Source organism: Thermotoga sp. RQ7, from assembly GCF_000832145.1.
GTDB classification, from domain to species: Bacteria; Thermotogota; Thermotogae; order Thermotogales; family Thermotogaceae; genus Thermotoga; species Thermotoga neapolitana.
The window spans coordinates 1,134,456-1,147,580 of record NZ_CP007633.1; the positions used below are offsets into that span (position 1 = coordinate 1,134,456).

The 13,125-nt window shown below is 46.4% G+C and carries 16 protein-coding genes and 3 tRNA genes; 6 read left to right on the top strand and 13 right to left on the bottom strand.

Annotated features, from left to right (window positions below):
- Positions 1-41: 41 nt before the first annotated feature.
- The 3 genes from TRQ7_RS05645 to TRQ7_RS05655 are packed head-to-tail and all read left to right on the top strand — an operon-like array spanning position 42 to position 5,421.
- Positions 42-839 (top strand): purine nucleoside phosphorylase I, inosine and guanosine-specific, encoded by a 798-nt coding sequence (locus TRQ7_RS05645; RefSeq protein WP_038067246.1) that lies wholly within the window; start codon positions 42-44, stop codon positions 837-839.
- Entirely contained in the window at positions 840-1,841 is a 1,002-nt protein-coding gene (locus TRQ7_RS05650; protein ID WP_041844204.1) for a bifunctional oligoribonuclease/PAP phosphatase NrnA, read from the top strand.
- A complete protein-coding gene (locus tag TRQ7_RS05655) occupies positions 1,804-5,421 on the top strand; it encodes a diguanylate cyclase (RefSeq protein ID WP_236681682.1) in 3,618 nt (1,205 codons plus the stop codon). Before TRQ7_RS05650 ends, TRQ7_RS05655 begins: the two co-directional genes overlap by 38 nt.
- Here TRQ7_RS05655 and TRQ7_RS05660 read toward each other — a convergent pair.
- The 7 genes from TRQ7_RS05660 to TRQ7_RS05690 all read right to left on the bottom strand — a co-directional run bounded on the left by TRQ7_RS05660 (position 5,387) and on the right by TRQ7_RS05690 (position 7,631).
- Positions 5,387-6,130, bottom strand: a complete 744-nt coding sequence (locus tag TRQ7_RS05660) for an Mrp/NBP35 family ATP-binding protein (protein ID WP_041844206.1) — start codon at positions 6,128-6,130, stop codon at positions 5,387-5,389. The genes TRQ7_RS05655 and TRQ7_RS05660 overlap by 35 nt on opposite strands.
- Positions 6,131-6,140: 10 nt before the next feature.
- The gene (gene rplT / locus TRQ7_RS05665; RefSeq protein ID WP_015919360.1) at positions 6,141-6,497 is read right to left on the bottom strand and encodes a 50S ribosomal protein L20; all 357 of its coding nucleotides are present in this window, start codon (positions 6,495-6,497) and stop codon (positions 6,141-6,143) included.
- Positions 6,498-6,510: 13 nt separating this feature from the next.
- On the bottom strand, positions 6,511-6,708 hold the full coding sequence (rpmI, locus tag TRQ7_RS05670) for a 50S ribosomal protein L35 (RefSeq protein WP_015919361.1): 198 nt from the start codon (positions 6,706-6,708) through the stop codon (positions 6,511-6,513).
- Positions 6,709-6,722: 14 nt separating this feature from the next.
- Positions 6,723-7,256 (bottom strand): translation initiation factor IF-3, encoded by a 534-nt coding sequence (infC, locus tag TRQ7_RS05675; RefSeq protein WP_015919362.1) that lies wholly within the window; start codon positions 7,254-7,256, stop codon positions 6,723-6,725.
- Positions 7,257-7,379: 123 nt separating this feature from the next.
- Positions 7,380-7,455: transfer RNA gene (locus tag TRQ7_RS05680), tRNA-Lys, on the bottom strand.
- A 19-nt stretch (positions 7,456-7,474) separates the two neighbouring features.
- Positions 7,475-7,549, bottom strand: a tRNA-Arg gene (locus tag TRQ7_RS05685).
- 6 nt (positions 7,550-7,555) lie between these two features.
- Positions 7,556-7,631, bottom strand: a tRNA-Ala gene (locus TRQ7_RS05690).
- Positions 7,632-7,813: 182 nt separating this feature from the next.
- Between TRQ7_RS05690 and TRQ7_RS05695 the strand changes: the two genes are divergently transcribed.
- The 3 genes from TRQ7_RS05695 (at position 7,814) to TRQ7_RS05705 (ending at position 8,742) form a co-directional block, all read left to right on the top strand.
- On the top strand, positions 7,814-8,014 hold the full coding sequence (locus tag TRQ7_RS05695) for a cold-shock protein (RefSeq protein WP_015919363.1): 201 nt from the start codon (positions 7,814-7,816) through the stop codon (positions 8,012-8,014).
- Between the two features lie 117 nt (positions 8,015-8,131).
- Positions 8,132-8,347, top strand: coding sequence for a 50S ribosomal protein L31 (gene rpmE, locus TRQ7_RS05700; protein WP_038067253.1), 216 nt, complete (start codon positions 8,132-8,134; stop codon positions 8,345-8,347).
- A gap of 32 nt (positions 8,348-8,379) precedes the next feature.
- Positions 8,380-8,742 carry a S1 RNA-binding domain-containing protein gene (locus TRQ7_RS05705; RefSeq protein ID WP_041844207.1) on the top strand — a complete coding sequence of 121 codons (363 nt, stop codon included), beginning with the start codon at positions 8,380-8,382 and terminating at the stop codon, positions 8,740-8,742.
- Positions 8,743-8,774: 32 nt separating this feature from the next.
- On the opposite strand, the gene TRQ7_RS05710 is transcribed toward TRQ7_RS05705, so the two are convergent.
- Genes TRQ7_RS05710 through TRQ7_RS05735 form a run of 6 tightly spaced genes read right to left on the bottom strand, consistent with a single transcriptional unit; the run spans position 8,775 to position 13,099 of the window.
- Positions 8,775-9,902, bottom strand: a complete 1,128-nt coding sequence (locus tag TRQ7_RS05710; protein ID WP_236681683.1) for a L,D-transpeptidase family protein — start codon at positions 9,900-9,902, stop codon at positions 8,775-8,777.
- The gene (gene coaBC / locus TRQ7_RS05715) at positions 9,883-11,067 is read right to left on the bottom strand and encodes a bifunctional phosphopantothenoylcysteine decarboxylase/phosphopantothenate--cysteine ligase CoaBC (RefSeq protein WP_041844209.1); all 1,185 of its coding nucleotides are present in this window, start codon (positions 11,065-11,067) and stop codon (positions 9,883-9,885) included. The genes TRQ7_RS05710 and coaBC overlap by 20 nt, the downstream gene beginning before the upstream one ends.
- Positions 11,068-11,070: 3 nt before the next feature.
- Positions 11,071-11,310 (bottom strand): DNA-directed RNA polymerase subunit omega, encoded by a 240-nt coding sequence (locus tag TRQ7_RS05720; protein WP_015919368.1) that lies wholly within the window; start codon positions 11,308-11,310, stop codon positions 11,071-11,073.
- Positions 11,295-11,918, bottom strand: coding sequence for a guanylate kinase (gene gmk / locus TRQ7_RS05725; protein ID WP_015919369.1), 624 nt, complete (start codon positions 11,916-11,918; stop codon positions 11,295-11,297). The genes TRQ7_RS05720 and gmk overlap by 16 nt, the downstream gene beginning before the upstream one ends.
- 11 nt (positions 11,919-11,929) lie before the next feature.
- Positions 11,930-12,208 (bottom strand): DUF370 domain-containing protein, encoded by a 279-nt coding sequence (locus tag TRQ7_RS05730; RefSeq protein WP_015919370.1) that lies wholly within the window; start codon positions 12,206-12,208, stop codon positions 11,930-11,932.
- Positions 12,209-12,220: 12 nt separating this feature from the next.
- A complete protein-coding gene (locus tag TRQ7_RS05735) occupies positions 12,221-13,099 on the bottom strand; it encodes a YicC/YloC family endoribonuclease (RefSeq protein WP_015919371.1) in 879 nt (292 codons plus the stop codon).
- Positions 13,100-13,125: the final 26 nt, after the last annotated feature.

Genomic DNA, 13,125 nt, shown 5'->3' on the forward strand with positions numbered 1-13,125 from the left:
CCTCTTTTTTGTAGTAGAATAGTATGGAGGTGGTAAGAATCATGATCACAGAGATCAAAGAAGCAAGTGAATACATAAAAGAAAGAACGAGTGTTTCACCTGAGATCCTCATCGTTCTTGGATCTGGCTTCAGCTCTTTTGTGGAAGCCATGGACAACTGTACTACTATAGATTATAAAGACATTCCACACTTTCCACAACCAACGGTGGAGGGTCACAGTGGAAAACTGGTCTTCGGGATTGTGAAAGATCGTCCTGTTATGGTGATGGCAGGAAGGTTTCATCTCTACGAAGGACATGCTCCCCAAAGGGTTGCTTTTCCCATCTATGTTGCGAAGTTCCTTGGAGTAAAGGGCGTGATCGTCACAAACGCCGCTGGTGCGATAAATCAGGAGTTCAAACCCGGAGAAGTGATTCTGGTGCGGGATGTTATAAACTTCATGTTCAGAAACCCTCTGAGGGGCCCGAACGATGAAAGGCTTGGTCCCAGATTTCCCGACATGTCGTCGGTGGTGGATCCAGAATGGGCCAAAAGAGTGAAAGAAAGAGTGGAATTGAAAGAAGGTGTTTACATAGGAGTGCTGGGACCAAGTTACGAAACACCAGCTGAAATAAGAGCTTTCGAAAAACTTGGGGCCGATCTTGTGGGAATGTCCACAGTTCCGGAACTGATAGCAGCCAGGCATTGTGGTTTGAAGACGATCGTGTTTTCCTGTGTGACCAATATGGCCTCGGGTGTCAGCCACGGAAGGCTTTCCCACGAGGAAGTGATAAGAACAACGAAAATGGCACAGGGCAGAATAGAAAAGGTGCTGAAGACGGCCGTGGAGGTGTTTTGAGTGAAGGAAATAGTAGATGCCATATCGCAATACAACAGAATACTCGTTGTGGGACACATTATGCCAGATGGTGACTGTGTAAGTTCCGTTTTGAGCCTGACACTGGGTCTGGAGAGGATAGGTAAAGAGGTGAGAGCCGCTATAGATTACAGGGTTCCCTACGTGTTCGAAAACTTCCCACACATCGAAAGAATTGAACAGAATGTTGACTTTGAACCCGAACTTGTGATAGTGGTGGATGCTTCGTCTCCGGACAGAATAGGAAAGTTTCAGGATCTTCTGAAAGAGGTTCCATCTGCTGTGATAGATCATCATTCGACGAACGTTCTCTTTGGAAAGTGGAACTGGGTGGATCCTTCGTTCGCCGCCACAGCACAGATGGTCTTCAGATTGAACAGAAAACTCGGTGTCGAGTACGATCCTGTCCTTGCCACCTTGAACTATCTTGGAATAGCAACGGACACAGGGTTTTTCAGGCATTCCAACACGGACGCCAGAGTCTTTGAAGATGCTTACGAACTGGTGAAAATGGGGGCGGATGCTCACTTCGTTGCAAAGGAGATTCTGGAAAACAAAAGGTTCGAACAGTTCAAACTCTTCGCAGAAGTTCTGGAAAGACTCCAGCTTCTGGAAAATGGAAGGATCGCTTACTCTTACATCGACTACGATACTTATTTGAGGCACAACTGCACTGACGAAGACAGCGCCGGGTTCGTTGGTGAACTTCGCTCCATAAGGGGTGTAGAAGTCGCCGTTTTGTTCATGGAGTTCCCGAAGGGAAAGATACACGTCAGCATGAGATCAAAGGACTGGTTCAACGTGAACGAGGTGGCCTTCGAACTTGGAGGAGGGGGACATCCCAGGGCAGCGGGTGTGACTTTCGAAGGGGAAAAACTGGAAAATGTGATTTCGAGAGTTATAGATCATCTCCTTGGAAGATTCAAAGAAGGTGTAAGCCGTGAGGGTGAAAAGACTTCTCAGAGAAGCGTACTGGGGAGATGAATTTCTCGTAGAAGAAGACGGCGAAGACAGAGTTCTCAGGATCGTGAACGTTCCTCTGGACAGATATTTCTTCTTCAACGAGTACTCAAAGCTGAAAAGACTGAGGGTTCCAAACGTCCTCATACCTGAAAAGATCAAAATCTCAGACGGAAAGCATCTATTCTTCTATCCTTACTATCAATCTCTCAAGCCGCTTGAAGTCTTGAGTGAAGAAGTTTCAGGGCAGATTTTAAGGCTCTTCGCGTTTCTTTCAAAAGCGGGAGTGATTGTTCCAGTTCTGGGACTGGACGATTTTTTGCTGGGCAGTGGTGTGGTATTCGTTCCCTCGTTCATCAGTGACTTTCCGGATAGGGCAAAAGAAGTGGTATTTTCCGTCGAAAAGACCCCTCAGGCAACCCGAAAGGTGTGCCATCAGTTCCTGAAAAAACATGGAATGGATCCGATTGAAATTGGAGACGATCTGCCAGCTACATTGACCACAGAGATCAGGTTTCCGTACATACACAGGGAAATCGAAGGAGAGATAAAAGAACGTATAGACCAGACCACCCGTTTTCCCCTTCTCATCTTGATAACTGGAGAACAGAGAGTTGGAAAGACGAAGATGGCATCTGTTCTGGCAGAGGATCTCAGAGAAAAAGGGTTTCTCGTGCACCAGGTTTTCTCCGTTCTGGATCTGAAAATGTGGTACGATGCTTCCGATGATCTGGATCTTCTGACCAGACTGGACGACGGTCAGAAAAAGGTGATCCTGATCGATGATCTTTCAGACGGGTCGGATCTCATCCCTCTCATGGAAAAGTTATCGATGATCTCTACCAGCACAGAAATTGTGGTTATAGCAACATCCACAAAGACCTACGACTTTTTCCACGAGATCTACAGGCTTTCCCCGTTCACCCTGAAAGAAACACAGGCTTTTCTGGAAAGATCCCTCGGGAAGATCCAGGATAGCACTGTGAGATTGATCCATCATCTCAGCAGAGGCCTTCCTGGATACATGGTGGAAATCCTCAAAGTCCTGAACGGAGCAGATCCTGGAAACGATGTTTCAAATGTTTTTGAACCTCTTCTTCAAAAACTTGACTCACCCGAGATCAGAGATCTGAGTGTTCTGGGTCAGAAGTTCACGGGAGATGAACTGCGTGCCCTTCAAAAGATCACTGGTGAAGATCTTTCCAGAATCATAGAGAAAGCGATGGACACTGGTGTCATGGTGGTGGAAGAGGGACACTACAGGTTCACGTTGAAAGAGTTCTGGGACTACTACTACAGAAAGGTGCCAAATGAGAGAAAAAGTTTTCTGCACGAACGGCTCTTTAAAGAACTCCCAGAAGATCTTGCTGTAAAACATGTTATGTCCATAGAAGACGTGAAAACCCGGGTCGTTCAGATTTTGAGGTACGTGAGGGGCCACTTCTGGGAGTACGAAAAAACGAGGTCGATGATCGAGTATCTGAAAAGTCTGGAAAAGTCTCTTGGAAGAACTCTCTATGCCATCGAAAGTCTCAAGACAAAGCTTCTTTTCAGAATAGACCCATCCATGATAGAAAAAGAGAACTTCAGATTTTCATGGTTTGTGAGGTTCAAAGAACTTGTCAGCAACCCAGAAAAGGTGTTCGAAAAAAGCAAACATCTTTCCTATCGTGATCTCTACGGTCTTGCTATCGCTTCACGTTCTTACAGAAGGGCTGGCAAAAGAGTGCCCCAGAAATTGCTGGAACTCATCGAAGAGGAACTCGAAAAGAAGAACTTCTCAACAAAAGAACAGCGCTATCTGAAAGCCGTTCTGCTTTACGAGAAATTTTCCGCAAGTGAAGATCGTGATCTTTTAAAAGAAGCCATGTACATCGCTACGCAGGAAAGGTTTCTGGATGTGGAAATATCTGGCTACAGGGCTCTTGGTTCTCTGTCAAGAACCAGGGCAATGAGTAACTATTATTTCAACCGCTCCCTTGAGATCTCAAAAAAGATTGATCCGTCCCTTGCCATCGTCGATGAAAGCAATCTGACGTGGAGCCTTCTCTACGAGGGAAAGATTTCAGCCTTTCTCACACAGCTTCACCGCCTCAGAAAACAATCTCAACTCTTTGGAAGTGTGACCATTCTCTCCTACACCTACTTTCTGGAGGGGCTTTACTATCTTCACAGAAAAGACTATCAGAACGCGGAGAAAATTTTCAGGATTGAACTCGATCTGGAAGAAAGAAACCATATCGAAAGACGGGCACTTCGGGGCCTTGTGATAAACCGTCTCTTCGCTGGAGATTTCGAAGGTGCAAGATCTCTTCTGAATAAAGAAGAACCGGAATTCGAAAGATTCGGTTTTGAACTGCTGAGAAAGATGGTACTCGCAGAAAGCGATGCGGAGTTTCTAAATGCGTGGAAAGAAGCAGTCGAACAACCAGGAAAGTTTTTCAACGAGGAGATCGCTTACATTTTTTCAGAAAGGCTTGCAAAGCTTGATCCAGAAGGTTTCGAAGAATTCGTTCTGGAACTGGAAAAAGAGAATGTGGAAAACACTTCCAATCTCACACTGGCACTGGTCTATGAGAGTCTTCACAGGTTCTACGCCGCTTTGGGTCAGAGTTTTAAGGCAAAGAGATTCCTGAAGAAGGCCATTTTAGTCTACAACACAATGGGATTGAAAGAGGTGTCGTCGAAGCTGGAAGCAAATCTGGGAACCTTTTCCTCGGAGAACAGAATACCTCATTACCTTTTCGTGAGTTTCATAGAACCAAACAAAGATTTCTTTGAAGTGATGGAACTCGTTGCTGCGAAACTTTCGGAGATATTACCGTATGAAGTTTTCTCTCTGAAGATAGTGGAAAGGCGAACTGGGAAGACGATAGAAGAATTCAGTACCTCTTTTTCGGGTGTTTCTGATGGAGAGGATTTCCTCGAGACATCTCCTTTCAGAACACGCATGTCCTTCAATCTGGACATGAGGCACGATATGTTGATTTACATAAGTACCAATCTGGAGTGCGATGAAGAATCGGCCTGGGATTTCGTGGAAACGCTCGAATGGTTCGGTCATACCCTCACAGCGGTGCTTAGAGAGCGTCTTTACAGGGATAGGAGTATAAAGGACTCGCTCACGGGGGTTCTTTCTAGGTGGTACTTCATAGAAAGACTCGAAGAAGAAGCGTACAAATCAACCAGGTACAGAATGCCTCTTTCTCTGATAATGTGTGATATTGATGATTTCAAGAAGATCAACGACCAGTTCGGCCATATGAGCGGGGATAGTGCTCTCAGATGGATTGGAAAGAAGTTGTTTTCAAGTCTGAGAAAGAGCGATCTTGTGGGAAGGTACGGGGGAGAAGAATTCGTGGTGGCCCTTCCCGGAACCTCCTTGAAAGAAGCCAGGCTGGTGGCTGAAAAACTGAGAAACTCCATAAAAACCGATCCTGAAAACCTCCATCATATCACCGTGAGCTTTGGAGTTGCAGAGTACATTCCGGGTGAATCCATATTTGAAACCATAAAGAGGGCCGATGAGGCCCTCTACATGGCGAAATCCCTTGGAAAAGACAGGGTGATCACAGAGCAAGAACTCTCTCAACGATCTTTCTGAATTCTTCTTCTATCACAGTTCCTCTCTTGTAAACCACAGCAGGTTTTCCATCATCTGAAAGTGCGGCCACCTCTGGATCCATGGGAATTCTTGCAAGGAGTGGAACGTTGAACTCCTCTGCTATCTTCTCTGTTTCACCCTTTCCAAAGAGGAATATCTTTTCTCCGCACTTTGGACAAACAAGATAAGACATGTTTTCCACAACTCCAAGGATCTTTCCGTTCAATCTCTTCACAAAATTCATGGTCCTTCTCACATCGTCTCCTGCCACTTTTTGAGGTGTAGAAACTATTATTACGGCATCGGGTTTTATTATCTGAAAAGTTGAAAGTGCTTCATCACCCGTTCCCGGCGGAAGATCACAGATCAGATAGTCAATTTCTCCCCAGTCCACATCTTTTGTGAGTTGTTCTATCGCCCGATGTTTCAACGGACCTCTCCAGATCACGGGAGCACCTTCCTGAAGGATCATGGCAAGAGAAAACACCTTGAGAGACTCTCCGTATTTTGCCGGAACGATCTTTTCTCCTTCAGAGGGGGGAAGGGACACACCGAGCATTCTCTGAACGTTGGGGCCATGAAGGTCAAGATCCAGAAGACCCACCTGATACCCTTCCGATGCCAGAGCAACGGCAAGGTTGACCGCAATGGTTGTTTTTCCGACCCCTCCTTTTCCACTCATGACAGCCAGCTTCTTTGTTTTCTCCAACGTCAACACCTCACGATGCGAGGGCTTCCTTGGCGATCCTCACGTACTCTTTGAACGCCTCTGGGTCGTTCACAGCGAGTTCGGAAAGCATTTTTCTGTTGATGGAAACACCTGCCAGTTTCAAACCGTGAATGAACTCACTGTATTTCAAACCTTCATTTCTTGCGGCTATGTTGATCCTGGTGATCCAGAGTTTCCTCATGTCTCTCTTCTTTATCTTTCTTCCAACGTAGGAGTACCACTTGGACCTTATGTACATCTGTTTTGCGAGTTTGTACCTTCTGCTGAGGGCTCCTCTGTATCCTTTTGCCTCTTTCAGGAACTTCTTTCTTTTTTTCTTTGCGTGCACAGCTCTTTTTACGCGCATAGTTCATCCCTCCTCACTTTTTCCCAAGAAGCCTGAGAACTCTGTTTTTGTCTGCACTTGACACGACGTCCTTCTTCCTCAACGCTCTCAGAACGTTCCTTCTCTTTTTCCTCGTCTTGTGGCTCTTGTAGGCATGATTTCTGATGATCTTTCCCTTTCTGGTGACCCTGAATCTTTTTGCTGCGCTCCTGTTCGTTTTCATCTTGGGCATTCTCGGGACCTCCCTTAAGAATTTTTGGGCTTCAGAACCATCCACATGTCTCTTCCTTCCACCTTCGGTGGACTTTCAACAACTGCAAGATCCTCTGTGTCTTTGATCACCCTTTCGAGAATTTCCTTGCCCTTGTCTGTGAACATCATTTCCCTACCGATAAACATAACAACCACCCGAACCTTGTGGCCTTCTTCGAGAAACCTTCTGATATGCCTTACCTTCGTTTGATAGTCGTGTTCGTCGATCTTCAACCGGAACTTCATCTGTTTCAGCTGAACAGCCTTCTTTTTGTTTTCTTTTTGTTTCTTGGTGAGCTGGTACTTGTACTTTCCATAGTCCATAATCCTAGCAACGGGGGGATCTGCGTTCGGGGCAACGAGTACAAGATCAAGCCCCTTCTCTCTTGCAAGATCCAGCGCCTTCCTGGTGGGCATGATGCCTATCTGTTTTCCGTTCTCGTCCACTACTCTGACCTTCGGAACCTTTATTTGTTCGTTCCTGGGAAGATCCACGTTTGCACCGATACCGATCGCCTCCTCCTTCACAAAAAATAGCGGGCAAAAAGCCCGCTTCCCTTTGAAGCTGATGTTCTCAGGGATATTTACCCTGGTAGCCTTCTGCTCCAGGGTGGGAAGCCGGGCTGGCCTCCACTTGCTTTTAAAAAATTCTGGTGGGCCGTGCAGGACTCGAACCTGCAACCCCCTGATTAAGAATCAGGTGCTCTACCTGTTGAGCTAACGGCCCACCTCACTGGTTTTCTCCGTGGTGCCCCCGGGAGGAATCGAACCTCCATCTGCGGATTAGGAATCCGCCGTTCTATCCGTTGAACTACGGGGGCCCCCGCTGGTGGAGCCGATGGGACTTGAACCCACGACCTCTACCGTGCCATGGTAGCGCTCTCCCAGCTGAGCTACGGCCCCACCTTCTGCTTTTATATTATAACATGACTTGTTTTCCTTGAAAAGACCTTTTTTGACACACCGGAGAGAATTATAACATGAAGATCTGGAATGTTCAATCCCTTCTTCCAAATTACTTGACACGACAGGTTGGAAAGTGTTATGATTAGTCAGTACCATCTTTTGTTAAGGAGGCATGTGGTATGAGAGGAAAGGTCAAGTGGTTTGATGCCAAGAAGGGCTACGGATTCATCACAAAGGACGAAGGAGGAGACGTGTTCGTACACTGGTCAGCCATCGAAATGGAAGGTTTCAAGACGTTGAAGGAAGGCCAGGTGGTTGAATTCGAAGTTCAAGAAGGTAAGAAAGGTCCTCAAGCAGCGCACGTAAGAGTAGTTGAGTGAAGAGACCAATCAGCCCCCATCCGGGGGCTTAAATTTTGCCTTCCTCTTGATTTTTGATCTCATGTGTGGTAGTATTTGGCATGTGAGAACATACAATGCTGGAGAGGTGAGGACCCGGTGAAAAAGGGAATACATCCAGAAATGAAACTTGTAACGGTCAAATGTGCGTGCGGTGCAGAGCATACTTTCTACACAACAGCCGATAATGTGAGAATCGATGTGTGTTCAAAGTGTCACCCCTTCTACACCTCCGGTGGAAAAGGTGGTGTCCTCATCGTCGACACGGAAGGTAGAGTGGAGAAGTTCAGGAGGAAGTACGGAGACAATTACTGATGGTAATACCACTTTTGTGAGGAGGGTTTTTTGTGAAAGTTGGTGAATTTGTGAAAGGGAAAGTTTCCAAGATCGTTAAGTACGGAGCTTTCGTGGATATCGAAGGGGGGGAAAGAGGTTTTATACACATCTCGAAGATCTCCAAAGACTACGTCAAAAGAATAGAGGACTACTTGAAAGAGGGACAGGAGATATCCGCGAAAGTGATCGGAAAAGCCAGAAATGGTGGCTGGGAACTTTCTTTGAAAGACGTGTCCGAAAACACGGAAGCGAAAACTGAGAAAAAAGATATGGATTTTGAGAGAAAACTCTCTAGATTTTTAAAGGAAAGCAGTCAAAAGTTCTCCGAGTACAAAAAGAGACTTGAGAAAAAAGGCAGAAGAAGCACGTGGTGAAAAAAGCGGGGGATTTCCCCCGCTTTATTTTTTTAGTAGAGCCTTTCTGGGAAATCTCCCTCTTCTTTTACAACGATCACTTCTGTTCCAACGCCGGCGAAGGCGTCCAGTTCTTCCACATCCCTGTTGAACATCCTTATACATCCGTGTGATATTCTCTTTCCTATTTCCCAGGGTTTTGAAGTACCGTGAATCGCATAGGTGGGATTCGAAAGTTGAAGGTACCTGGTCCCAAGACCGTTCAACGGTGTCCTGGGTGAGATGTACTCTCCGAACCAGTAAAGAGCGGGATCGATCTCTTTCCTCAGGATCCAGTATCTTCCTGGAGGTGTAGCGTCACTCCTTCCCAGCGCCACCGGATACACCTTCAACAGGACACCATCGTAGTAGAGCCCCAGTTTGGAAGAAAACAAGTTGACGACGATTGTAACCGGATTCTCGCGAAAAATAACACGACCTATCTTCAGAACCTGCCCTGTTATGATCCTGTTCGGATCCTCCAGGCGGTTTATCAAAACCAGATCTCCCACCCTCACACCGTACCGATTCGCTATGCTCCAGAGGGTCTCGCCTTTTTGAACAACGTGCTGAGAAAACACGGTGTAATCAAAGGCTCCGTCTTCTCCTCGCATGGGAACTGCAACCCGCTTTATAACGTAAATTTCTTTCTCAACGAAGAAGGCGTAGTCCAGTGGTCCTTCGAACTGAACTTTCACAACGTGGGAGCCGTCTTCAAGGAAAGACCTAAAAACGCTGATCCACTTTCCTTCGAGTTTGAAGAATCTGAAGGTCCTGCCCGCCAGTTCCAGAGAAACCGGTGTGAAATCATCTGCTTCGACAACCACGTAGATGTAAACATCGTCCTTTTTGATATCCGAGACGATTTTTATCTTCGGCTTTTCACGGGTTAGCCGCAAAAAGGTAGGTGATACGTGATGCATTCTTTTGCCGAAAACGTTGAGACCTTCAACCACTGGAATGACAGGGCCATCGCTTTTCAATTCAAAGGTGTATTCATCACCCTCTATCTTTTCTGGAAAAACGAATCCAGCAGGAGTGTAGAGGTAGAAACTTTTGATTTCACCGGTGTAGAGTTTTTTTACAGAAAGGGTTATCTCAGATTCATCCATGTGTTTCAACTCAACGAGATGATCCGCCAACGATATCTGAAACAACATCAAGAATACCGCCAGCCACCCGAGTCTTGTCATCCTCATCAATCCTTTTGATGAGACCTTCTCTGTTATAAATAAAAACCTCCACTCTCTCAGAGGCGAAGGCTTTCCTTGCGTCGTTTAAAACGATGAGGTCCAGGTTCTTTCTTTTCAGCTTTTCCAGGGCGTTCTTTTCAAAGTCTTCGACCTCGGCAGCAAAGCCAACGAGAAACTGATGTTTTTTCCTTTTGCCGAGTTCTTCCAGAATGTCTCTGGTTCTTTCAAGGTGAAGTGTTAGTTCTTTTTCTGTCTTCTTCAGTTTTCCACTGAACGTTTCTTTCGGTTTGTAATCACCGACAGCGGCGTTCATGATGACGATGTCCACGTCGTCGTATCTTTTCATCACTTCGTTGAACATCTCTTCTGAACTTTCCACCGAAACGAATTCGTCCACAAAATAGGGTGGTTTCAAATGTGTGGGGCCGGACACCAGATACACGGTTGCTCCCATTCTCTTTGCAACCGTTGCCAGAGCGTATCCCATCTTACCCGAACTCGCGTTGGTGATGAACCTCACAGCGTCTATTCTCTCGCGCGTCGGCCCTGCTGTTATCAGTACACGTTTTCCGAAGAGCTTTTTTTGGGTCGTGAGAAGGTAGATCGCTTCAACTATCTTCTCGTTCTCTGGGTACCTTCCCCTGCCGGTTTCTCCACAGGCGAGATGACCCTCTTCCGGTTCCACCACGAACCAGCCAATTTTTTTCAGCTTTTCGAGGTTTTCTTGAAAGACGGGATTCATGTACATTCTGTGGTTCATCGTCGGCACGAGAATCTTTGCTTTTTTGTTGAAACCCATCGCAACAAGGGTGAGTAGGTTGTCGGCGATCCCGTTTGCGATCTTCGAGATCGTGTTGGCCGTCGCAGGAGCTACGACGAACACGTCTGTTTCTCTTGAAAGCTCTGTGTGAGGAATCCAGCCGTTTTTCACTTCCATATGATCGATATACACCGGGCAATTTCCTACCGAGGAAAACACCGCCGGCGAAACCATTCTGGCTGCATCCGGCGTCATCACCACACAAAGATCGTGGTTTTCCTTTCGAAGTTTACTGACAAGATCAACTGCTTTATAGATCGCTATGCCACTGCTGACACCGACCAGGATCTTCATGTATCACTTCACCTTCGGAATGAGGGCTTTGAGAATATCTTCGTTCTTTATTCTGATGTAGTTCATACTCAGCTCCATGAAGGCGATGCTGACAGGATTTTCGTCTTCTGTGATCACAAAGGGCCTGGCGTACTCTCTTATGGCTTCCGCCCGCTTGGCCACAACGACCGGGATGGCGTACTTGTAAGGTATCTTTTCCAGAAGCTCGTCGTATTTCAGTTCGAACTTCACCATCTTTTCCATCCTTTCACCTCCATCTTGAACTGTTCTATCCTGTCCAAGTTTCTGGAAACCTTCGATCTTTCCGCCGTCAGAATCGCAAGCACCGTTTCTATTGCCCTCTGGAGATCATCGTTGATCACGATGTAGTCGAACTCATCCATGAACATGAGTTCCCATTTTGCGTTCTCCAGTCTCACGAGGATGTCCGCTTCCCTTTCTGTTCCCCTCGCAAGGATCCTCTCTTTAAGATCAGAATAAGACGGAGGAGCGATGTATACAAACACCGCGTTCGGATAGTTCTTTTTGACAGACAGCGCGCCCTGCACGTCGATATCCAGTATCACATCTTTGCCTTCGGCGATGTGCGTTTCAACGAAAGAGCGAGGTGTACCGTAAAGGTGTCCGTGCACACGTGCCCACTCCAGAAACTCACCTTTTTCAACACGCCTCAGGAATTCTTCCTCTGTGATGAAAAAGTAATCCTCTCCATCCACCTCGTGAGGGCGTTTTGGCCTGGTGGTGCAGGAGACGGAAAATACCACGTTGTCTATTCTTTTGAGAACTTCTTTGATGATACTGGTCTTTCCCGCTCCCGACGGTCCACAGATGACGAAGAGTTGACCTTTCATTGTTCACACTCCTACTTTTTTCCTTCCCGAAGAGTTTTTTCTATCTCGTAGAAGTTTTCCATGAACCTCTGTGCGATCGTTTCAGGCTGTATGGCACTCAGAATGATGTGATTGCTGTCGGTGATTATTATGGACCGTGTCTTTCTTCCGTAAGTGGCGTCGATCAGTTTTCCTTCTATTTTTGCCTCGTCTTTCATCCTTTTCAGAGGCGAGGACTCCGGATTCACGATGGCTATCACGCGGTCTCCCGCTATGACGTTCCCAAAACCGATGTTGATCAACCCGTACACACTCTCTCCCCCTCATTCAACATTTTGAACCTGTTCCCTGAATTGAGAAACAAGCACTTTTCCTTCAAGGGCAAGGTTAGATATATCAACAGAAATCGATTTCGATAGAATCGTATTCAGTTCCCGTAACATCTCCTGACCAAGAAAATCCAGATTCAATCCAACGGAAGAGTCACTTTCAATCAGTTCGAGAGCCCTTTTTATGTGACTTTTGAGGCGCGTTATCTCCTCTCTTATATCAGCCTTGGTCGATATGAAGGCTATGTGGTTCTCCAGCACATCCTCTCTCACCGATATGTCTTGAGGAAGGATCTTTTCAACCTCTTCTTTCAATTTTTCCCGGTAAAGGATGGGAATTTGATCTGAGTGCTTTTCAATCTTTTCGACTCCTGCCAACAGATCCTTCAGTATCTTTTTCAGATCGGCAGCGATTCTTTCCCCTTCTTTTCGTCTCTCTTCAACCAGTTTTTCCAGCGCCTCCCTGAAGATCGGCACGAAATGATTCCAGACATTTTCGATCTCTTCGTCTGAAAGCTCCATTCGGAAAACATCCCTGAACATGAGGAGGTCCGAGAGCTTCACCGGTTCGGGCAGAGAAAGTGTGTTGACAACGTCTTCGAGCATGGAATAATAGGCCTGCACGATGTTTTTGTCGATTTCGAGCACTTTCGGTGGTTCGAGGAACTTTATCTGAACCCTGAGGTGGACTTTCCCTCTCTTTACGTACTCTTGAAGGATGCTGTTCATCTCCAGTTCCTTCATAGAGAGATACCCGGGTATCTGGTTTGTGATGTTCAGCCCCTTCGAGTTGAGAGACTTCACCTCTACCCTGAAATGGTAGGGGCCAGACACTCTTTCAACCCTGCTGAAACCTGTCATGCTTTTTATCACCGAATATTCCTCCTTCTGATTGAAAT